We start from the raw sequence: 20837 nt of genomic DNA, 5'->3' as shown, positions 1-20837 counted from the left end.
TGGAGGGGGCGACCTCATCCGCGACGCTTGGTTCCGCCCCCTCCACCCTCCTGCGGAGGGTCCCGTCGTTGGCGCGTGTACGCGCCGGCCTCCACCCCCGTGAACGGGGGAGGATCCAGTGACCGCCGCCTTCAATCTCAACGATCCCGCCACCTTCCCCTCGCGGCGTGTTGAGGCCTGGAAGTATTCGGACCTGCGGAAATATCTGCGCGAGGCCCCGCCACCGTCGCCGTCGGCACCCGTGCCTCTCTGGGGCGGAGGACCCTTTGAGGCCCTGGGCGGCGAGGCCATGGTCTTCGTCAACGGTCGCCCGGTCGGGGCCGATACGCGCATGGTCTGCGGCGATCAGACCCTGCGGCTGCGGCTGATTTCCAAGGCAATCGGCACCGGCCATACGGTGTCGGCGCGTGTCTCGGCCCGGGCCGGGGCGAAGCTGCTGTTGCTGGAAACCCACGAAGGGGAGGGGGCCGCCTATATCGCCCACACCCGGCTCGACATCGACATCGCCCACGACGCCGAGGTCATCCGCGTGGTTCTGGTCGATGAGCCGGAAGACGCCCTGTCGGTCACCCAGGCCCGCGTGAAGGTCGAGCCGGGTGCCCGCTATCGCCAGACCATCATTGCCACGGGCGCGAAGCTGCAGCGCTTCGAGACCGAGGTCGCCCACCATGCGCGCGGCGCCGACGTCCGTCTGGACGGACTCTATGCCCTGTCGGGCGATCGCCATGCCGATCTGACCTCGGTCGTGACCCATAGGGCCGCCGACGGCCAGACCTCGCAGCTGACCAAGGGGGTGGTGCGCGACACCGCGCGCGGCGTCTTCCAGGGCAAGATCGTGGTCGAGCGCGGGGCCGACGGCACCGACGCGCGGATGGCTCACAACGCCCTGATCCTGTCCGAACGGGGTGAGGTCGACGCCAAGCCCGAGCTGATCATCTATGCCGACGACGTCCAGTGCGCCCACGGCAATACCGTCGGCACGCTGGACGAGAGCGCCCTGTTCTACATGCAGCAGCGGGGCCTGTCGGCGGAGGAGGCGAGGGCGCTTCTGACCCGGGCCTTTCTGTTCGAGGTCGTCGACCGCATCGAGCACGACGGCGCGCGAGAGGAGGTCCGCGCATGGCTGACGGAAAGGTCATGATGGCTCCTCCCCCGGGTAGCGCAGCGGAACGGGGGAGGGGGACCGCCGGAACGGCGGTGGAGGGGGCGAGTCCAAACGCCGTCGCTGGTTCCGCCCCCTCCACCTCTCCGGGGTCCCCCTCCCCCGCAAGCAGGGGAGGATCAGCAAGCCTCGACGCCGACGCCGTCCGCGCCCAGTTCCCCATCCTGTCGCGACAGGTGAACGGCAGACCCTTGGTCTATCTGGACTCGGCCGCCTCGGCGCAGAAGCCGCGCGCGGTGATCGACGCCCTGACGGCGGCGATGGAGGGCAGCTATGCCAACGTCCATCGCGGCCTGCACACCCTGGCCAATGAGACGACCGAGGCGTTCGAGGCGGCGCGGGAAATCGTCGCCCGCTATCTGAACGCCCCCTCGGCCGAGCAGATCGTCTGGACCAAGGGCGGCACCGAGGCCATCAATCTGGTCGCCGCCGGCATCGGCCAGTCCATCCAGCCGGGCGACGAAATCCTCGTCAGCCAGATGGAGCACCACTCCAACATTGTGCCCTGGCACATGCTGCGCGAACGGTATGGCGCGGTGCTGAGGTGGATTCCCGTGCGGGACGACGGCACCCTCGACATGGACGCCTGTGCCGACCTGCTGGGCCCGAAGACCCGGATCGTCGCCGTCACCCACATGTCCAACGTGCTGGGCACCATCAATCCGGTCGCCGACATCGTCCGGATGGCCCACGCCGCCGGGGCCCGGGTGCTGATCGACGGCTGTCAGGGCGCGGTTCATGCGACGCCCGACGTCCAGGCGCTGGGCTGCGACTGGTATGTCCTGACCGGCCACAAACTGTTCGGCCCGACCGGCATCGGCGCCCTCTACGGCACGGCCGAAGCGCTCGACTCCCTGCCGCCGTATCAGGGCGGGGGCGAGATGATCCAGTCGGTCAGCCAGGACCGCGTCACCTATGCCAGGCCGCCCCAGCGGTTCGAGGCCGGCACCCCGCCGATCCTTGAGGCCATCGGACTGGGCGCGGCGCTCGAGTGGTATTCCAGCATCGACCGCGCTGCGGTGCAGGCGCATGAGGCCGCCCTTCTGGAGCGGGTGCGCGAGCGTCTGTCTGGGCTGAACTGGCTGACCGAGATCGGCACCGCGCCCGGCAAGGGGGCCATTTTCACCTTCACCGTCGACGGCGCCCACGCCCACGACATCGCCCAGATCATGGACCGCTACGGCGTGGCGGTGCGCGCCGGTCTGCACTGTGCCGAGCCTCTGGCCACCCGCTTTGGCCTGACCTCAAGCACGCGGGCCAGTTTCGCCCTATATAATACGGTGGAGGACGCGGACGCCTTCGCCGCCGCCCTCATCAAGGCCAGGGAATTCTTCGTTTAGCCATGGACGACGCCATCACCAAAAGCCCCGATTTCGCCGAGAGCTGGGACGCCCCCCAAAAGAGCGCCCTCAGCCAGGCCGAACTCGACCGCCTGACCGACGATCTGGTCGCGGCGCTCAAGACTGTGTTCGATCCCGAAATCCCGGTCGACATCTATGAGCTGGGTCTGATTTACAAGGTCGACGTCAATGACGACCGCGATGTGCTGGTCGAAATGACCCTGACCGCGCCCGGCTGTCCGGTGGCCGGCGAAATGCCGGGCTGGGTCGAGGACGCCGTGATGACGGTCGAAGGCGTGCGCTCGGCCAAGGCCAATCTGGTGTTCGACCCGCCCTGGGATCCCTCCAAGATGAGCGATGAGGCCAAACTGGCCCTCAATATGTTCTGACCCGATGACTGACCTCACCACCACACGCCCCGCCCGTCGTCCTCGCCCGCAGGCCGTTCGCCTGACCGAAGCAGCTGCCGCCCGCGTCCGGCAGTTGACCGAGGCGTCCTCCGGCCCCTGCGTGGGGCTGCGCATCGGCGTCAAGAACGGCGGCTGCGCGGGGCAGGAGTATACGGTCGACTATGCCGAGCGGATCGAACCGCTGGACGAGGTGGTCGAGGACAAGGGCGCGACCGTTCTGATCGATCCCAGGGCCGTCCTGTTCCTGATCGGCAGCGAGATCGATTTTCAGGTCACGGATCTGGCCTCCAAATTCGTGTTCCACAATCCGAACCAGACCGACGCCTGCGGCTGCGGTGAAAGCGTGACCATCACCCCGGTGTCTCAGGACGCCTGAGCGGCCTTTCGCACCTCATCCGGGGTCGGCACCTGTACGGCGGGCGTGACCGGCTGGCCGGTCGCCTCGGCCACCAGCTCGGCGGTGCGGCCTTCGATAGCCGTCTCAAGCCGGGCCATGAATTCCTCCTTGGCCAGACCGGTCGGCAGGGGATCGAGGAACTCGATCGTCGCCGTGCCGGGGCGTTTCAGGAACTGCTCCTGCGGCCAGAACAGGCCCAGATTGGTGGCCACCGGCACGACCGGCATGTCGAAGTCGCGGTACATGTGCCAGACGCCGGCGCGATAGCGGAATTTCTCGCCGACCTTCGCCAGATTGCCCTCGGGATAGATCAGGATGCGGCGCCCCTCGGCATGGGCGTCGGCCGCCCGCCGCTTCAGTGCCGCCCGGGCTTCATGACCACCGCAGTTGTTGACGACGATGGCCCCGAGCTTCCTCAGCACCGTGCTCATCAACGGGAATTTCTCCAGGTGGTCGCCGGTGACAAAGGCGAGGTCCGGAAACTGGTCGTAGACCGTATAGCCGTCGCCCCAGCTCTGGTGCTTGGCCGCGACGATGAAGCCGCCCTTGGGCAGGCGGTCGCGCCCGCGAACCTCAAGACCGATACCGGCCAGCAGCCGCATGGCCTGCACCATGCGCCGCACATAACGCCGGATGATCCAGCCGGTCGCCTTGCGGCCCGGCAACAGGGCCGCGATCACCGCCGCGAGGCAATAGACGACCGACAGGCTCCAGTAGGCCGTCGCGAAGGCGAGGCTGCGCGGGCGGCTGAAGGGGGCAAGGGGCCCGTCGTCCGAAATGTCAGGCGGCCTGTTCAAGCTGGTCCGCGTCGGTCACCTGGTTGCGGCCGCCCCGCTTGGAGGCATAGAGCGCGGCATCCGCCCGCTCCAGCAGGCAGGCGGCGGTCTCTCCGGCCCGCAGGCGGGCAAAGCCGGCGGAAATGGTCACGGCCCCCAGCTCGTCATTCGTCGACCGCCGCCGCAGCGCCCGGGACGAGATTTCCTTGAGCACCGCATTCAGCGCCTTCTCGACCGCGGCCGTGGTCTCCTCGGGGAAGATCATGGCGAACTCTTCCCCGCCATAGCGCGCGGCGAGGCGCGGTGACCTGGCCGTCCGGCCCAGCACACTGGCCACATAGCGCAGCACCTGATCCCCGGTCTGATGGCCCCAGGTATCGTTGAAGCGTTTGAAATGATCGATGTCGATGACCGCGAGGGTCAGGCCCTTGCCCGTCGCATGGGCGGCGTCGACCGAGCCCTCGAGGTGTTCGTCGAAGGCCTTGCGGTTGGCCAGATTGGTCAGGGCGTCGGTCATGGCGTCGCGTCGCACCTGCTCCAGGTGCTCACGCAGTTTGGCCACCTCGCGCGTGGACGTCTCGAGCTGTTTCTCAAGCGTGCTGTTCTGCGTCTGCGCCTTGTGCGTCGCATCGGCCAGGGTGCTGACCAGGGATTTCAGCGTGTCGGCGTTCTCGACACCCTCCATCTTGCCGGATGCGGCGGCAAGGGTCACGCCGTATTCAACCTGCGACCTGTGAGCATTGGCGATGGTGCTGGCCACCGAGGACAGTTCCTTGTCCAGCAGGCGGCCCGCGTCGCGGATTTCCTCGCTCAGGCGACCGCGCGGCAGGTATTCCGACGCCAGCATTTCGGAGGTCGACTCCGAGAACGGCTCCTTGGTTGCCAGGATGCGCCGGATCTCGCGGCCCAGCGGGCCTTCGGGGTCTCCGACATAGTGCAGCCACAGCTCGAAATTGACGGGGGTTGGCCACACGCCGGCCGCTTCCATGTCGTCCAGCACGCGCCGGGCCAGGGCATAGGCTTCCGGCCCCCTTACGGTGGTGTCGACCTTTTCCGTCATAGGCTCTGTCCCCCCGGGCACCCCGGTCCATTCTGGACCGACGCTCAAACCTAACCGCCGAAGCGTAACAGCGGGTTAAGCGCGGCCGAAGAACGGGGATTCGCGGATGCGATCAAGCCGCTCAGATAGGTCGGCGCAGGAAGGACGGCACGCCGTCACTGCCAAAGGCCGAACTGTCAGAGGCCTTGACCGGGGCCGTCGCCCCGCCGGTATCGGAACCCTTGCGAGCGTTCGTGTCGCTGCGGGCCTCCGGCCCACCATCGGCCTTGCGACCCCGTCCACCGCGTGAGCGCGAACGCTTGCGCGGTTCGGCAGCGGAGGCTTCCGGCTTCGGCGCTTCAACCGGCTGGTCGACAGGCCGGGCCTCGACCGGAGCCGTATCCGTCTCCACCTCAGCCGTCTCGGCCAGAGGCTTGCGACGTGAGCGCGACCGGCGGGCCGGGGCCTCGCCGGAGGTCTCTTCGGCAACGGCAGGGCTGGCCTGACGGCGCGACCGCGCCGGCTTTTCAGCCGCAGGGCCCTGATCACCGGCCTTGGCCGGGCGGGCCTCGCCGCCCCCGGACAGATCCAGCGTCAGCTCTTCCGGCGTCATCTTGATCAGCTTCAGCACCTTGTCGAGCGAGCGGTCGTCCGACGGCGTCACGATCATGAAGGTCTGGCCCAGCTTGCCGGCCCGCCCCGTGCGACCGATCCGGTGCACATAGTCGTCGGCATTGTGCGCGACGTCATAGTTGAACACATGGCTGACGTCGGGGATGTCGAGCCCGCGCGCGGCCACGTCCGACGCCACCAGGATCTTCAGCGCGCCCGAGCGGAAGTCGGCCAGCGTCTTCATGCGCAGGCTCTGGTCCAGGTCGCCGTGGATGGGCGCGGCATCAAAGCCATGTCGCTTCAGGGATTTGGCGACGACATCGACGTCCGACTTGCGATTGCAGAAGACAATGCCGTTCTTGACGTCGTCGCGGCTGACGAGGGCCCGAAGCGCCTCGCGCTTCAGCTTGGGGTCGCTGCGCGGAATGCGGACCATATACTGGGTGATGGTCTCGGCCGTCATGGCCGGGCGCGAGGCCTCGATCCGCGTCGGGTCCTTCAGGAACTGGGTCGTCAGGCGGGTGATCTCGGGCGGCATGGTGGCCGAGAAGAACAGGGTCTGGCGCCTTGGCGGCGTCAGCTTGAAGATGCGCTCGATGTCGGGGATGAAGCCCATGTCCAGCATGCGGTCGGCCTCATCGACCACCATCACCTCGACCCCGGTCAGCAGCATCTTGCCGCGATCGAACAGGTCCAGCAGGCGGCCGGGCGTGGCGATCAGCACATCGACGCCCTTGTTCAGCGCCGCGACCTGGTCGCCCATCGACACCCCGCCGATCAAAAGCACCCAGTTGAGCTTGGTGCCCTTGGCATATTTGGCAAAGCTCTCGGCCACCTGGTCCGCCAGCTCGCGGGTCGGTGCCAGCACCAGGGCGCGCGGCATGCGGGCCCGGGCCCGTCCGGTCGCCAGCCGCTCGACCAGCGGCAGGGTGAAGGCGGCGGTCTTGCCGGTTCCGGTCTGGGCGATCCCCAGAACGTCACGTCCGGCCAGGGCCACGGGAATGGCCTGGGCCTGAATGGGGGTGGCAGAGGTATAGCCCGTGTCGATCACGGCCTTCAGCGTCGTGGGCGAAAGGCCCAGCTGGGAAAAGTCGGTCATTCAAACCTTGTATGTTCGGGAGGAAAGGGGAGGGCTCCCGCATGGAGCCGACTGTGCGCGAAACCGCCCCTCTGGGCGTGCGGGCGGCCCCGTTGCCGTTCCTGTCCCGAGCACGAGCGCCGCATATAGATATCCACACGGCGAAGTCAAGTATTTGACCTGCCGCCGGTCTTGCAAAACCTAACAGATCGTTAATAGTTCGGGCGGGGAAGTTGAAAGGGGAGGGATGCGCGTGCGCAAGCCGCTTTTGCTGGTCGTTCTGGCCATGGGTCTGGTGCTCGGCTCGGGCACGGGTCTGCAGGCGGGCGATGCCCGCACCGACACTGTGCCACCCTTCATGGCCGTGGCTTTCGAGAACACGGTCATGTCCCATTATCCGGATGGCGGCTGGGTCAAGCACTGGTTCAACCGCGACGGCAGCTATGAGGGCCGCTTTTCGGACGGCACCCGCATCACCGCCCGGTGGCAGGTGGATCGCGACAAGGTCTGCCTGACCCGCATCCGGCCCGGCTTCATGATCCCGCGCTTCTGCAGCGACATCGTCTAGGCCGAGATCGGCGACAGCTGGATGGCCCGCGATCCGCTGGGACGGCGGGTCCGGAACACCCTGGTGCGCGGTCGAAGCTGAGAATTCGCCCGTTTCAGCACGGTAATTTAATACCGTACAAAGAAAAGCGTTACAGAACAACACTGTAATGCCATTACTGTGCTCAAACTGCCATTGACGGCGCTGCGACGATCCTGTAGCAGCCCGCCTTCAATCCGGCGCACCGCATTTTCTGGGGCGTCATCCGACCATCAGGACCTCAGACATGCTGAAGAGCACCACGGCTTCGCTGAAGCCGGCCGATGTCGAGAAGAAGTGGATCCACATCGACGCCGAAGGCGTCGTGGTGGGCCGCCTCGCGACCTTCATCGCCAACCGCCTGCGCGGCAAGCACCGCCCGGACTACACCCCGCACGTCGACTGCGGTGACTATGTCATCGTGACCAATGTCGACAAGGTCGTCTTCACCGGCGCCAAGCTGACCGACAAGGTCTATTATCGTCACACGGGTCACCCGGGCGGTATCAAGGAAACCACCCCGGAGAAGGTCCTGAACGGCCGTTTCCCGGAGCGCGTCCTTGAAAAGGCCGTCGAGCGCATGCTGCCCAAGGAAAGCCCGCTGGCCCGCAAGCAGATGACGCACCTGCGCCTGTTCGCCGGCAGCACGCACACCCATGAAGCCCAACAGCCGGAAGTCATCGATTTCAAATCGATGTCGGCCAAGAACACCCGGACCGTCTGATCATGACCGACGCGACCAACACCGACACCGCCGCAACCGGCTTTGACGCCCTGAAGGGCATGGGCACCACCGAGGCCGAGGCCCCGGTTCACGTCCAGAAACTCGACAAGCTGGGCCGCGCCTATGCCACCGGCAAGCGCAAGAACGCCATCGCCCGCGTCTGGGTGAAGCCCGGCTCGGGCAAGATCACCGTCAACGGCAAGGAGCTGGCCCAGTATTTCGCCCGCCCCGTGCTGCAGATGATGGTCGCCCAGCCGCTGACCGTCTCGGACCGCACCACCCAGTTCGACGTGGTCTGCACCGTCGAGGGCTCGGGCCTCTCGGGCCAGGCCGGCGCCATCCGCCACGGCCTGTCGCACGCCCTGACCCACTACGAGCCGGAGCTGCGCAAGGTCCTGAAGCCCCACGGCTTCCTGACCCGCGACAGCCGCGTCGTCGAGCGCAAGAAGTACGGCCGCGCCAAGGCCCGCCGCAGCTTCCAGTTCTCGAAGCGCTAAACCGCGACCGCGATCTGGTCTACAAAAGGCGCCTCGGGGGAACCCGGGGCGTTTTTTGTTGGGTCGGTGGGCTGAGGTGTGAAATCTGCCGGCGATTTGCTCTGCCCGTTTAACGTCCCGCGCACTTCTCGCACCGTTCTTCCCGCCCGGGTGCGGGTGTCGTCCATACTGTCCGGTTGCCGATGCCCCGGGTGATGGAGGCACGAATTCAGACGGTTCAGACGGTTCAGACGGTAATTTTCACCCCCTCTCCATTGGGAGAGGGGGCAGGGGGTGAGGGGCTCGCCGTGTCTTTCGGCGTGAGCCGTCGCACCGGTCCTGCCACGGCGGTCGCCGATAGAGGCCGCAGCCCCTCATCCGGCGCTCCCGCGCCACCTTCTCCCATCGGGAGAAGGGACGAAGGCCAAACGACCGCTCCCATTTCAGACCATTCAGACTATTCAGACGGTATTTTCCCGAGTCCCAAATCCGCCTCCACGCGTTAGAAGGCCATATGACCCACACCCTGTTCATTGATGGCGAAGCCGGCACCACGGGCCTTGAGATCCGCGAGCGGGTCGAGGGGCGTCCCGACCTTGAGCTGATCCTGCTGGGCGACCGCAGGCGCGATCCCGAGGCGCGGCGTGAGGCCCTGAACAGCGCCGATGCGGTCATCCTGTGCCTGCCCGACGATGCGGCGCGCGAGGCCGTGGCCATGGTCGAGAACCCGGCGGTCCGGGTGATCGACGCCTCGACCGCCTTTCGCGTGGCGCCCGGCTGGACCTATGGCTTTCCCGAACTGCGCCCCGGCCAGCGCGAGGCCGTCGCCGGCTCGACTCGGGTGTCGAACCCCGGCTGCTATCCGACCGGCTTCCTGGCCCTGGTCGCGCCGCTGGCGCGCGCGGGTCTGATCCCCGCCGACTGGCCGGTCAGCGTCAATGCCGTCTCGGGCTATTCCGGCGGCGGCAAGGCCATGATCGCGGAATTCGAGGACGGCACCCCCGACCCCTTCCGGGCCTATGGCCTCACCCTCAAGCACAAGCACGTGCCGGAAATGACGAAACATGCAGGACTTTCTCGTCCCGTCCTGTTCTCGCCGGCGGTCGGCAACTACCGACAGGGCATGCTGGTCGAGGTGCCGCTGCACCTGTCGGCCCTGCCGGCCCAGCCCTCGATCGAGGTGATCCAAGGCGCGCTCGTCGAGGCCTACGACGGCGCCCGGTTCGTCGAGGTCGCCTCGCTGGAGGAGACCGAGGCCATGATCGGCCTGACGCCGGAGGGCCTGAACGGCACCAACCGCCTGCGCCTGCACGTCTTCGGCGACCGCGACGGGCATCAGGCCCGCCTCGTCGCCCTGCTGGACAATCTGGGCAAGGGGGCGTCCGGTGCGGCGGTCCAGAACCTCAACCTCATGCTGGGCCTCGACGAGGCCACCGGGCTGACCTGATCCCTCCGGCAGGTCCGCCTAGGTCTTTCGCGCCGCCAGCGCGGACTGGACCGTCAGCCCGAACCAAACGCCGACGATGACGACCAGAATGCCGTAGTCATAGCCCGGCACGAACACCGGAATGGCCGCTCCGATCAGGGTCAGCAGGGGAAAGATCAGGGCCCATATCGCCGTGCCGGGGGCGTCCCGGTGAACCAGAGGCAGGGGCGACCGGTTCTGCCGCCTCAGCAGCCAGCGGTTCATGATCACGAACAGCGACGGCACCAGCAGGGCCAGCAGGACATACTTCAACGTCTGGTCCGTGCGGCCATAGACCGAGGTCGTCAGCACCTGCAGCGCATAGGCCGTGCCCGTGGTGATCGCCAGCAGCAGATTGGGCTCGGCCGACCTCATGAGCGCACCTTCACATAGCTGCCGGGGGCCGGCTCAAGCGGGGGCAGGGGGCCCTTCTCCGGATCGCGCGCGGCGACCCTGGGCCCGGATCGTTTGGCCAGCCATTCAGCCCAGTGCGGCCACCAGCTGCCGGGATGCTCTTCGGCCTCCGCCATCCAGGCGTCAAAGGTCTCCGGCAAGGCATCATTGGTCCAGTGGGCATACTTCCGGGCCGACGGCGGGTTGATCACCCCGGCGATATGCCCCGAGCCCGCCAGCGTCAGCGTCACATCCGCGCCGGTGAAGGCCCGCGCCGAGCGATAGACCGAGCGGGTGGGAGCGATATGGTCCTCGCGGCTGGCCTGGAAGTAGAGCGGGATCGTCACCTTCGACAGGTCGATCCGCACCCCGCCCAGCTCGAACTCGCCCTCCGTCAGGGCGTTCCGCCCATACATCGAGCGCAGATAGTCCATGTGCAGCCGTTTGGGCATCCGCGTCTGGTCGGCGTTCCAGAACAGCAGGTCAAACGCCGGCGGGTCCTTGCCCATCAGATAGTTGGAGACGAAGAAGGACCAGATCAGGTCATTGGCCCTGAGCGCATTGAAGGTGTCGGCCATGGCGCTGCCGGGCAACACGCCGCCCGCCTCGTCCATCAGGCGTTCGATCTCCTCCAGCCAATGTTCGTCGGTGAACAGCAAAAGGTCCCCGGCCTCGGCAAAGTCGTGCTGGGCGGCAAAGAAGGTGGTCGCGCCCACATCCTTGCGCCCGGTCGCCGCCATGTGACCCAGCGCCGCCCCCATCAGCGTCCCGCCGATGCAATAGCCGACCGTGTTGACGGTGTCGGTCCCGCACTGCTCGCGCACCTTGTCGATGGCGCGATAGAGGCCCTTCTCCAGATAATCGTCGAAGCCGTATCCGGCCTTGTCGGCCTCCGGATTCACCCACGAGCAGACGAACACGGTGAAGCCCTGCTCCGACAGCCAGCGGATCATGGAGTTGGCCGGCTGCAGGTCCAAGATATAGAATTTGTTGATCCACGGCGGGAAGATAAGCAGCGGAACCTCATGCTGCGTCTCCGTCGCCGGGGCGTACTGGATCAGTTCGAACAGGTCGTCGCGCCAGACCACCTGGCCGGGGGCGGTGGCGACATTCTCGCCCACCTTGAACCGGCCGTAATCGGCCTGGCTGATCTTCAGCTTGCCGCCGCCGCGCTCCATGTCGGCGGCAAAGTTCTGCATGCCCCTGACCAGCGACTCGCCATTGCTCTCGGCCAGCGCCTTCAGCGCAGCCGGATTGGAGGCGAGGAAGTTCGCGGGCGAAAAGGCGTCGGTCAGCAGGCGGGTGAAGAACTCGGCCCGGCGCTTGGTGCGCGGATCGATATCCTCGACCGAGGACACCAGCTCATTCATCCAGTCGGCCGACAGCTGATAGGAGCGGCGCATGATGTCGAAGGTCGGGTTCTCGCTCCAGGCCGGGTCCTTGAAGCGCTTGTCGGGCCGGGGCTCGGCGGCGGGCACACCCTGCGCCTGGCCGGCGGTCGAGGACCACAGGTCCATGTAGCGCGAGAACAGATCGGCCTGGGCCTGGAACAGCTTGTCCGGACGCGCCGCCAGTCCACTCATGACCGAGGCCATGGCCGGGCCGACATTAAAGGGGTCGGGGTTCAGCGCGGGCGGCCGTCCCGCCTGACTGATGGCCGATTCGGCCATGGCGGCCTGGGCCATCATCGCCGCCCGGGCCAGATTCATCGACAGGGCTTCCAGATCGGGCAGGGTCTCTTCCGGCGTGGCCGCTGCGGAGGGGGCGTCCTTGGCCTCGGCCTCGACCTTTGGGGCGGCCTCGGGCTTGGTCTTCGCAGCGCGGGGTTTGGAAGGCCCCTTGGCCGAGGTGGGTCGGCCCGCCTTTCGCGGCGCCCGTTTCGTGGCCGTCTTGCTCGCAGCCTTGGAGGGCGTCTGTGAGTCGGTCGGACGTCTTGCCATGGGATCCTCTCGTCGGGCACGGGATCGCGTCCTTGCCCTTTCTTGCGCGGGGATCATGGCATATGACCGTGCCCGAGATGAATGCGCAGCGGACGAAAAAGTGGACGGTCGTTGGCCTCGGCACTGTGCTGGCCACAGGCGTGGTCGGCTGCGCCGTGCCGGATCGGGTCGCGGACCCGGAGGTCGCGCCGCTTTCGCCGCGAATCGTCGCCCTTGTCGACGACAACCGCCGCTATCCGGAATGGCGGAACTTCCCCCGTCAAGGCACGCCGCCTCCCGACGCGGCTGCGGTCTCGGCCCGGGTCGCGGCGTTGGACACGGCTTCGGCCGCCACGGCCGCCGACGTCGCTGCCCTTGACTGGACTCTCGCTGATCCCGAAGGCTTCGCCCGCCGGATCGCCGAGGATATCGCCTCTCGCCCTCTGGCCCCTGCGACGCTTCAGACACGTGAGGAGGTGGAAGCCTTCGCCCAGAGTCTGCGGGACCGTGGCCGGGCGCCCCCGCCCATTCCCCGACGCTGACACCTGTCGCTGACAATCCAACATCGGTGCGGGCCGCAAGGGTCACGCCCTCAGGAGACACCCATGGCCCAGGACGCCAAACCCTACGCCGCCAGCCTGCCGTTTGAGGCGGCGGAAGTCGCCGAACTGGCCGCCATCGCCAGCTATGCCCAGATCGGCCGCGGCGACGAAAAAGCCGCCGACCAGCTGGCCGTCGACGCGATGCGCACAGCGCTGAACGCTCTGGACATCGACGGCAAGATCGTCATCGGCGAGGGCGAACGCGACGAAGCCCCGATGCTCTACATCGGCGAGAAGGTCGGCACCGGCAAAGGCCCGGCCATCGACATTGCGCTGGACCCGCTGGAAGGCACGACCCTTACGGCCAAGGCCATGGCCAATGCCCTGACCGTGCTGGCCATGTCGCCCGGCGGCGGCATGCTGCATGCGCCCGATACCTATATGGACAAGATCGCCATCGGCCCCGGCTATGCCCCTGGCACGGTCGATCTGGGAATGTCGCCGCAGGACAACGTCCGTTCGCTGGCCTCTGCCAAGGGGGTCAGCCCGTCCGACATCACCGTCTGCGTCATGGACCGGCCGCGCCACGCCGAGCTGATCGCCGCGTTGCGTGAAGTCGGGGCCCGGGTGTTGCTGATCACCGACGGCGACGTGGCCGGCGTCATCCATACGGCCGAACCCGGGACTGGCATCGACCTCTATCTCGGCTCGGGCGGAGCGCCCGAGGGTGTGCTGGCGGCCGCCGCCCTGAAATGCGTCGGCGGCCACTTCCAGGGCCGGCTGATCTTCCGCAACGATGACGAGCGCGCGCGTGCCGAGCGCACCGGCGTCACCGACTTTGACCGCACCTATGACCTGCACGAACTGGTGTCGAAGGATGCCATCTTCGTCGCCACGGGCGTCACCAAGGGCGCGATGCTGGACGGCGTCCGTCATGTCGGCGGGCGGATCGAGACCCATACGCTGGTGATGGACTCCTTCACCCGCACGGTGCGCCGCATCCGCACCTCGCGCCCGGCCTGACGGACCGGTGGACGGGTCCGCGCCATCCGACACACCGGCCTTTCTCGGGGTCGAGCGATCCCTGTCGGGCCGTCAGTGGCGCGAGCGCCCCTATGACCCGGCGGTGGCGCGTGCCCACGCCCAGTCGCTGGGTCTGGGTGAGCCGCTGGCCCGCGCCCTGGCCTCGCGCGGGGTCCGGCCGGAGGAGGGGGCCGACTTCCTCGATCCGACCCTGCGGGCCCTGTTCCCGGACCCCTCCAGCTTTGTCGACATGGATGCGGCGGCCTCGGCCATCGTTGATGCGCTTGAGCGGCGGGCCAACATCCATGTCTTTGCCGACTATGACGTCGACGGTGCCTCAAGCGCCGCCCTGCTGGTTCGCTGGTTCCGCGAAATGGGGCACGACCTGCCTCTCTATGTCCCGGACCGCCTGACCGAGGGCTATGGCCCCAGTCCCAGGGCTTTTGATACGCTAAAGGCCGCCGGGGCCGATCTGGTCATCACCGTTGACTGTGGTGCGGCCGCCGAGGTCGCCCTGGCCCATGCGGCCGACATCCAGCTCGGCGTCGTGGTCATCGACCACCATCTGATGCGGGGTGAGGCACCGGCCTGTCTGGCCGTGGTCAATCCCAATCGGGCCGATTGTCGCTCGGGGCAGGGCAATCTTGCGGCAGCGGGCGTGGTTTTCGTCCTGCTGGCGGCGCTCAATCGCGAGGCGCGCAGGCGGGGCCTGTTCGAGGGGCGCAGCGAGCCTGATCTGCGCCGCTGGCTGGATCTCGCGGCACTCGGGGCCATCTGTGACGTGACGCTTCTTACCGGCTTCAACCGCGCGCTGGCGCGGCTGGGACTGCAGGTCATGTCGTCCTGGGCCAATCCCGGGCTGAAGGCCCTGCTGGACGTGGCGGGCAGCGAACCGGGTGAGGCCAAGAGCAATCATGCGGGCTTCATCCTCGGGCCGCGAATCAATGCCGGAGGGCGGATCGGCCGGGCTGATCTGGGCGCGCGCCTGCTGTCGACGGATGACCCGGCTGAGGCCATGGCGCTGGCCCGCGAACTGGATGCGCTGAACATTGCCCGCCGCGAGGTCGAGGCCGAGGTCACCGAGGCGGCCGTCCGCCAGGGTGAGGCCATGGGCGTCATGGACCCGGCGGTCGCCGCCGCCGTCATCGCGGGCGAGGGCTGGCACCCCGGCGTCGTCGGTATCGTCGCCGGTCGTCTGCGCGAGCGTTGGCGCAAGCCCGTGGTGGTTATCGGCCTCGACACCATCAACGGTATCGGCAAGGGCTCGGGCCGGTCGCAAGCGGGCTACAATCTGGGCCGCGCTGTCCAGCAGGCCTTCGACGAGGGCGTGCTGCTGGCCGGGGGCGGGCACGCCATGGCGGCGGGCCTGACGGTCCGCATCGATCGCATCGACGCTCTCCGCGACTATCTGAACCAGCACCTCGCGGCCCAGACCGATGCCGAGGCGGCCCGAGCCCTGGACGCGGTGATGGTCGATGCCCTGATCGAGCCGGGTGCGGCTGATCGTTCCCTGTTCGCATCGTTCGAGAAACTGGCCCCCTTCGGACCCGGAAACCCCGAGCCGGTGTTCGCGCTCGAGCGGGTACGGCCCGTCGATGTGCGCCCGATGAAGGGGGGGCATCTACGGTGCCTGCTGCGCGGGGCTGACGGTCGATCCTTGCGCGCGGTCGCCTGGCGCTGTGCCGATCAGGAGAGCGGCCAGGCCCTGGCCTCAGGCGACGTCCTGAATATCGTCGGTCGGCTCAAGCCCGATGACTGGAATGGCCGGCAGGGCGTCCAGTTCGAAATCGAGGATGTCGCCGATCCGCGGCGCGCCTGATTGATTCAGTTCGCCAAAGAGGGGTTGCAAGCGCCGGAATCGCCCGCTATATCGCCGTCCTCCCGCGCAGCGGTCCCTTCGTCTATCGGTTAGGACGTCAGGTTTTCAACCTGAAAAGAGGGGTTCGATTCCCCTAGGGACTGCCACGCGGGGCTTTCCCCATGAAAGTTTATTGCGGCGATCTCCGGCCTTGCGGACGCAGACCCCATTGCAAATGCATCGCAGATGTAACCTGCGGTGTAAAACCGGCGTTTTCGCACTCCACAGGCTTCACCGAACCGTGTTAAGCATGGGCGTCTGCTGTTCGCGGGCGGGGGTGTTTACTGTGTCTGAAATAGAGGGGCTTGATACGCCGGGGACAATCGAGATCGTCGGCAAGGTCAAGTGGTTCGATCCCGGAAAGGGATATGGGTTCATCGTTCCGGACGATCCGGACATGACCGATCTCAAGGATGTCCTGCTGCACATCAGCAGCCTGCGCGACACCGGCCGTGACAGTGCGCCCGAAGGCGCGTCGATTCGCTGCGAATGCGTGCGCCGACCCAAGGGCTGGCAGGTGATCGAGGTGCTTGACCTGTCCGACGACGAGGCGGGAGAGCCCTCTGCGGCCCGTTCCGGCTATGACGGTCTCAGGGCTTTCGCCCGGAATCCCTCGGGCCACGCCGCAGAACCCCTGTCTGGCCTGCCGCTTCAGTCAGCCACCGTGAAATGGTTCAATCGCACCAAGGGATATGGTTTTGTGGTGCGCGACGAGGCTGAGGGCGATATCTTCGTCCATGTCGAAACCCTGCGTCGGTGCGGCGTCGATGACCTTTTGCCCGGCGATCCGGTGCAGGTTCGCTTCGCCGAAGGCCCCAAGGGGCTGGTCGTCGCGGAAATCAGAATGGGCGGAGACCGGTCCGCCTGACGAAAGAGGTGGAACAGGTGCTGAAGCGTTATCTTCCCGCAGCCGCGATCATGGCGGCCTTGCTGTTCACCGGTGCCTGCAGCCAGGACAATGGCGCCTCGGACGGCCAGACCCTGCCTGTCGAACGACTCAGCGTCGTCACGGACCGGGGCAGTTTCGACTTTGACGTGGAAATCGCTGATGACGAGGCCGAGCGGGCCCGGGGACTGATGTTCCGCCCGCCGCTCGACGACGACAAGGGCATGCTGTTCCAGTTCCCGGACGCGGCCGAGCGGGCCTTCTGGATGCAGAACACCCCCAGCTCCCTCGATATTGTTTATCTCGACACGCAGGGCTGCATCATCTCGATCGCCGCGCACACCACCCCCTACGCCGAGACCACCTACCCCTCGAACGGCCCTGCCAAGGGTGTGCTCGAGGTTCGCGCCGGCCGCATGGCCGAAATCGGTGCCGGTCCCGGCGATCGCGTCCGCCATCCCTTCTTCGACACCCAGACGCCCTGCAGCTGATGTGATGACCGTCGCCCGCAGCCTGCCTGTCGCGGCCCTCCTTGCCGCATTCCTGTTCACCGGTGCCTGTGCCCAGGATGCGGTGACCGGGACAGACTGGCCGTTGCTGCCGGTCGAACCGCTGACCGTGGTCACCGCCAGGGGCAGTTTCGAATTCAACGTCGAGATCGCCGACGAGGACCATGAACGTCAGCAAGGCCTGATGTACCGCCCCCCGCTGGCCGATGACCGGGGCATGCTGTTCCAGTATCCCGTGGCGGCCGAGCGCGGATTCTGGATGCGCAACACCCCCAGTTCCCTCGATATCGTCTATCTGGATCCCCAGGGCTGCATCATTTCGATTGCCGCGCACACCACGCCCAATACCGATGCCACCTATCCCTCGCGCGGGGCGGCCAATGGTGTGCTGGAAGTCCGCGCCGGTCGCATGGGCGAGATCGGCGCGCAGCCCGGTGACCGCGTCCATCACCCGTTCTTCGACACCGCGGCCCCCTGCGACCGCTGATCTGCGTTGCGGGCCGGGCAGGGGCATGGCATGAGAGCCCTCCCTTGACGTCGGGGCGTAGCGCAGCCTGGTAGCGCATCTGCTTTGGGAGCAGAGGGTCGGAGGTTCGAATCCTCTCGCCCCGACCAAGGGCCGGGCGGCTGGACCCCCGGGGCCGCGCTCGCTAAACGAGGGGCAGCGCGGGGCGAGCCCCCTTTGAGACGAACGAGACAGACATGTTGGCGCGTATCTACAGACCGGCGAAGACCGCCATGCAGTCGGGCAAGGCCAGGACGGCCGCCTGGGTCCTGGAGTTCGTGCCGGCGTCGGCGCGCTTCATCGACCCGCTGATGGGCTGGACCGGCTCGACCGACATGAACGGCCAGGTGCGTCTGACCTTCGACACGCGGGACGAGGCCGTGGCCTATGCCGAGCGCTACGGCATTCCCTTCCGTCTGCAGGAGCCGCGCGAGGCCCCGCTGATCCTCAAGGCCTATGCCGACAATTTCGCCACCCACCGCAAACAGCCCTGGACGCACTGAGCGCCCACCGGCGATCCGGGCGCCCTTAGCTCAACCGGATAGAGCACCCGCCTTCTAAGCGGACGGTTGCAGGTTCGAGTCCTGCAGGGCGCGCCACTCCCGTCTTTCCCGGGCGCGGGCGGTTGCGAACCGGGGGCGGATGCCGTCTATAAGGCGGTCATGACGATCCGTACCTCGCCATGGTTCAGGCACCTGTGTGTCGCCGGCACGGCCCTCGCGGCCGCGCTGACGCTGGCCGCGTGTGGCGGGGACGACCGCAAGACGGCTGTCGATCCGAACGAGGACCTCGAGGGCCTCGACCCGGTCGAGGCGACCGCTCCCGGGACCATAGGGCCGACCCTGGCCGCCGTGCGTCGGCGGGGGCGTCTGAACTGTGGCGTGCACGAGGGCCTGGTCGGCTTTGCCTATACCGACAACCGGGGCCAGTGGCGCGGCTTTGACGTCGACTTCTGCCGGGCGATGGCGGCGGCCATCTTCAACGACCCGAACGCGGTGCGGTTCGTGCCCCTGTCCACCGCCCAGCGGTTCGAGGCCCTGCGCGAGGGGCGTGTCGATGTGGTCTGGCGCAACACCAGCTGGACCATGGACCGCGACGTGACCGAGGATGTCTCATTCGCCGGCATCAACTATTACGACGGCCAGGGCTTCATGGTGCGCCGCTCGCTCAATCTCGGCAGCGCCAGCGAGTTGAATGGCGCGCGCATCTGCGTTCAGAACAACTCCACTTCCCAGCTCAATCTGGCCGACTATTTCCGCCTGCGGGGGCTCGAGTACGAGCCTGTTGTGGTCTCGAGCGAGGAGGAGGCCCGGCGCGCCTATGCGGCAGAGCGTTGCGACGCCTTCACCGCGGATGTCTCGGCGCTGGCCGCGGCCCGCACCACCCTGGCCAGTCCCGAGCAGCATGCCATCCTGCCGGATGTGATCTCCAAGGAGCCATTGGGTCCGATCGTGCGCCGCGATGACCCCCACTGGACGCGGGTGGTCCGCTGGACCCTGAATGCCCTGATCCTCGCCGAAGAATACGGCGTCACCCGCCAGACGGTCGCCGACCAGGCGCGCGAGGCCCGGGATCCACGCATCCGCCGATTGCTGGGCGTTGAGGGACAGTTCGGGACGCGGCTTGGCCTGTCGGATCGTTGGGCCTATCAGGCGATTTCGGCGGTCGGCAACTATGGCGAGATTTTCGCGCGTAATCTCGGGTCGGATTCGGCGCTGGACCTTGCCCGCGGCCTGAATGCACAGTGGAACGCAACACCGGGCGGGCTGATCTACGGCCTGCCGATCCGATAACGACAAGAACGGACACCCCCGGGGGACTCATGGAAACGACCAAACGTGGCGGTGTGCCGCTCTATCTCTGGATGCTGCTCGGCTTTGCCGTCGGCCTCGGCGGCGGCCTCTACGTCAATCTGAATGATCTGGTGGTCATTCCCTGGGTCATGGAGCTGATCCAGGCGGTCGGCCAGATCTTCCTGCGTCTGCTGTTCATGCTGGTGATTCCGCTGCTGTTCGCGGCGCTGGCGGTCGGCGTGGCCGAGATGGGCGATCTCAAGTCGCTGGGCCGCGTCGGCTTCAAGACGCTGTTCTTCACCATCATGGTCTCGGCCATTGCGGTCGTGATCGGTCTGGTCATGGTCAACTATTTCCAGCCCGGCGCGGGCGTTGACCCGGCGCTGGCCGCACAACTGCTGGAAGACGGTCGCGACGGCGCCGCTGCCATCGTCGGCAGCGCCCCGCAGAGCATCGAAGCCGGTCAGTTCTTCCTCGACATGATCCCCTCGAACGTCATCACGGCTGCCGCCGACAACCAGATCCTGCCGGTCATGGTGTTCGCCCTGATCTTCGGCATCGGCATGGTCATGGCCAAGTCGAAGGCCACGGACGCGCTCCAGGAAAGCCTGCAGGGCCTGCTGGAAGTGATGATGAAGCTGATCAATGCGGTCATCAAACTGGCCCCCATCGCCATCGCCGCCCTGATGTTCAACCTGGCCGCTGTGTTCGGATGGGATCTGCTGATCCGGTTGGGCGCCTATGCCGGCGTCGCCATCGGCGCCATGGCGATCCACATGTTCATCGTCTATCCGCTGCTGGTCATGATCTTTGGCGGCATGAGCCCACTGCGATTTGCCCGAGGCGTTCGTGAGCCCTGCGTGGTGGCGTTTTCGACCGCCTCGTCCAACGCTACCTTGCCGATCGCCATCAAGGCAGCGGACGAGAACCTCGGCCTGCCCCGTCGCATTTCGCGTTTCGTGCTGACAGTCGGGGCCACGGCCAACCAGAACGGCACCGCCCTGTTCGAGGGGGTGACGGTGCTGTTCCTCGCCCAGTTCTTCGGCATCGACCTGACCCTTCAGCAGCAGCTGGTAGTCATGCTGGTCTGTATCCTCGGCGGCATCGGCACGGCCGGTGTGCCGGCAGGCTCCCTGCCGGTCGTGGCGCTGATCCTCGTCATGGTGGGTGTGCCGCCCGAGGGCATCGGCCTGATCCTCGGTGTCGATCGCTTCCTCGACATGTGCCGCACCACGCTGAACGTCACCGGCGATCTGGTGGCCGCGACCGTGGTCTCGCGTGGTGAGAAAGACATTCCGGCTGATGTCTCGGGCCCGCTGCCCGACGCCCCGCCGACGTCCTGAG

Annotated in this window: 22 protein-coding genes and 3 tRNA genes; 20 read left to right on the top strand and 5 right to left on the bottom strand. The window is 67.0% G+C overall.

Translation table 11 applies throughout. The annotated features are described in order from the left end of the window. Positions 1–118: 118 nt before the first annotated feature. From sufD to IBJ06_RS06085, 4 genes are read left to right on the top strand one after another with little or no spacing between them, the layout of a single operon-like run. Positions 119–1141: a Fe-S cluster assembly protein SufD gene (gene sufD / locus IBJ06_RS06100; protein WP_292158232.1), complete on the top strand. Its 1023-nt coding sequence runs from the start codon at positions 119–121 to the stop codon at positions 1139–1141. Beyond that, entirely contained in the window at positions 1120–2502 is a 1383-nt protein-coding gene (locus tag IBJ06_RS06095) for a cysteine desulfurase (protein ID WP_292158230.1), read from the top strand. The genes sufD and IBJ06_RS06095 overlap by 22 nt, the downstream gene beginning before the upstream one ends. 2 nt (positions 2503–2504) lie before the next feature. Next, positions 2505–2891 carry an SUF system Fe-S cluster assembly protein gene (locus IBJ06_RS06090; RefSeq protein ID WP_292158228.1) on the top strand — a complete coding sequence of 129 codons (387 nt, stop codon included), beginning with the start codon at positions 2505–2507 and terminating at the stop codon, positions 2889–2891. A gap of 4 nt (positions 2892–2895) precedes the next feature. Beyond that, positions 2896–3288 (top strand): iron-sulfur cluster assembly accessory protein, encoded by a 393-nt coding sequence (locus IBJ06_RS06085; RefSeq protein WP_292158225.1) that lies wholly within the window; start codon positions 2896–2898, stop codon positions 3286–3288. On the opposite strand, the gene IBJ06_RS06080 is transcribed toward IBJ06_RS06085, so the two are convergent. The 3 genes from IBJ06_RS06080 to IBJ06_RS06070 all read right to left on the bottom strand — a co-directional run bounded on the left by IBJ06_RS06080 (position 3276) and on the right by IBJ06_RS06070 (position 6835). Next, on the bottom strand, positions 3276–4106 hold the full coding sequence (locus IBJ06_RS06080) for a 1-acyl-sn-glycerol-3-phosphate acyltransferase (protein WP_292158224.1): 831 nt from the start codon (positions 4104–4106) through the stop codon (positions 3276–3278). The two genes, IBJ06_RS06085 and IBJ06_RS06080, sit on opposite strands and share 13 nt — an antisense overlap. Next, positions 4090–5145 carry a GGDEF domain-containing protein gene (locus IBJ06_RS06075; protein ID WP_292158223.1) on the bottom strand — a complete coding sequence of 352 codons (1056 nt, stop codon included), beginning with the start codon at positions 5143–5145 and terminating at the stop codon, positions 4090–4092. Before IBJ06_RS06075 ends, IBJ06_RS06080 begins: the two co-directional genes overlap by 17 nt. A 121-nt stretch (positions 5146–5266) precedes the next feature. Further along, positions 5267–6835, bottom strand: a complete 1569-nt coding sequence (locus tag IBJ06_RS06070; RefSeq protein WP_292158221.1) for a DEAD/DEAH box helicase — start codon at positions 6833–6835, stop codon at positions 5267–5269. A 232-nt stretch (positions 6836–7067) separates the two neighbouring features. On the opposite strand from IBJ06_RS06070, the gene IBJ06_RS06065 reads away from it, so the two are divergent. From IBJ06_RS06065 to argC, 4 genes are all read left to right on the top strand, one after another. After that, complete coding sequence (locus IBJ06_RS06065; RefSeq protein WP_292158219.1) at positions 7068–7382, top strand: hypothetical protein; 315 nt, start codon at positions 7068–7070, stop codon at positions 7380–7382. Between the two features lie 268 nt (positions 7383–7650). Beyond that, positions 7651–8124, top strand: a complete 474-nt coding sequence (rplM, locus tag IBJ06_RS06060; RefSeq protein WP_292158536.1) for a 50S ribosomal protein L13 — start codon at positions 7651–7653, stop codon at positions 8122–8124. A gap of 2 nt (positions 8125–8126) precedes the next feature. Beyond that, positions 8127–8621: a 30S ribosomal protein S9 gene (gene rpsI, locus IBJ06_RS06055; protein ID WP_292158217.1), complete on the top strand. Its 495-nt coding sequence runs from the start codon at positions 8127–8129 to the stop codon at positions 8619–8621. Positions 8622–9114: 493 nt separating this feature from the next. Continuing rightward, the gene (gene argC, locus IBJ06_RS06050) at positions 9115–10047 is read left to right on the top strand and encodes an N-acetyl-gamma-glutamyl-phosphate reductase (RefSeq protein WP_292158214.1); all 933 of its coding nucleotides are present in this window, start codon (positions 9115–9117) and stop codon (positions 10045–10047) included. 18 nt (positions 10048–10065) lie between these two features. Here the strand turns inward: argC and IBJ06_RS06045 are convergent, their stop codons facing one another. Next, a complete protein-coding gene (locus tag IBJ06_RS06045; RefSeq protein ID WP_292158212.1) occupies positions 10066–10440 on the bottom strand; it encodes a hypothetical protein in 375 nt (124 codons plus the stop codon). Further along, positions 10437–12398: a class I poly(R)-hydroxyalkanoic acid synthase gene (gene phaC / locus IBJ06_RS06040; protein ID WP_292158211.1), complete on the bottom strand. Its 1962-nt coding sequence runs from the start codon at positions 12396–12398 to the stop codon at positions 10437–10439. The genes IBJ06_RS06045 and phaC overlap by 4 nt, the downstream gene beginning before the upstream one ends. A gap of 62 nt (positions 12399–12460) precedes the next feature. Between phaC and IBJ06_RS06035 the strand changes: the two genes are divergently transcribed. The 12 genes from IBJ06_RS06035 to IBJ06_RS05980 all read left to right on the top strand — a co-directional run bounded on the left by IBJ06_RS06035 (position 12461) and on the right by IBJ06_RS05980 (position 20836). After that, positions 12461–12919 (top strand): hypothetical protein, encoded by a 459-nt coding sequence (locus tag IBJ06_RS06035; protein ID WP_292158209.1) that lies wholly within the window; start codon positions 12461–12463, stop codon positions 12917–12919. Positions 12920–12982: 63 nt separating this feature from the next. Then, entirely contained in the window at positions 12983–13942 is a 960-nt protein-coding gene (gene glpX, locus IBJ06_RS06030) for a class II fructose-bisphosphatase (RefSeq protein WP_292158207.1), read from the top strand. A gap of 7 nt (positions 13943–13949) precedes the next feature. Beyond that, positions 13950–15761 (top strand): single-stranded-DNA-specific exonuclease RecJ, encoded by a 1812-nt coding sequence (gene recJ, locus IBJ06_RS06025; protein WP_292158205.1) that lies wholly within the window; start codon positions 13950–13952, stop codon positions 15759–15761. A 71-nt stretch (positions 15762–15832) separates the two neighbouring features. Further along, positions 15833–15907, top strand: a tRNA-Glu gene (locus IBJ06_RS06020). A gap of 179 nt (positions 15908–16086) precedes the next feature. After that, positions 16087–16668, top strand: coding sequence for a cold-shock protein (locus IBJ06_RS06015; protein ID WP_292158203.1), 582 nt, complete (start codon positions 16087–16089; stop codon positions 16666–16668). Positions 16669–16685: 17 nt separating this feature from the next. Next, positions 16686–17177 carry a DUF192 domain-containing protein gene (locus tag IBJ06_RS06010; RefSeq protein WP_292158201.1) on the top strand — a complete coding sequence of 164 codons (492 nt, stop codon included), beginning with the start codon at positions 16686–16688 and terminating at the stop codon, positions 17175–17177. 4 nt (positions 17178–17181) lie between these two features. After that, positions 17182–17682 (top strand): DUF192 domain-containing protein, encoded by a 501-nt coding sequence (locus IBJ06_RS06005; protein ID WP_292158199.1) that lies wholly within the window; start codon positions 17182–17184, stop codon positions 17680–17682. A 51-nt stretch (positions 17683–17733) separates the two neighbouring features. Continuing rightward, a tRNA-Pro gene (locus IBJ06_RS06000) sits at positions 17734–17810 on the top strand. Positions 17811–17897: 87 nt separating this feature from the next. After that, positions 17898–18203 carry an ETC complex I subunit gene (locus tag IBJ06_RS05995; RefSeq protein ID WP_292158197.1) on the top strand — a complete coding sequence of 102 codons (306 nt, stop codon included), beginning with the start codon at positions 17898–17900 and terminating at the stop codon, positions 18201–18203. A gap of 19 nt (positions 18204–18222) precedes the next feature. After that, positions 18223–18299 (top strand) — tRNA-Arg (locus IBJ06_RS05990). A 63-nt stretch (positions 18300–18362) separates the two neighbouring features. Continuing rightward, positions 18363–19493 carry an amino acid ABC transporter substrate-binding protein gene (locus tag IBJ06_RS05985; RefSeq protein ID WP_292158196.1) on the top strand — a complete coding sequence of 377 codons (1131 nt, stop codon included), beginning with the start codon at positions 18363–18365 and terminating at the stop codon, positions 19491–19493. Positions 19494–19522: 29 nt separating this feature from the next. Then, positions 19523–20836 carry a dicarboxylate/amino acid:cation symporter gene (locus IBJ06_RS05980; RefSeq protein WP_292158194.1) on the top strand — a complete coding sequence of 438 codons (1314 nt, stop codon included), beginning with the start codon at positions 19523–19525 and terminating at the stop codon, positions 20834–20836. Position 20837 lies beyond the last annotated feature (1 nt).

Origin of the sequence: Brevundimonas sp. (assembly GCF_016742135.1) — a bacterium.
Taxonomy (GTDB): domain Bacteria; phylum Pseudomonadota; class Alphaproteobacteria; order Caulobacterales; family Caulobacteraceae; genus Brevundimonas.
Note: the sequence above shows the minus strand (reverse complement) of the source record. Positions and strands in the feature narration are given on the sequence as shown.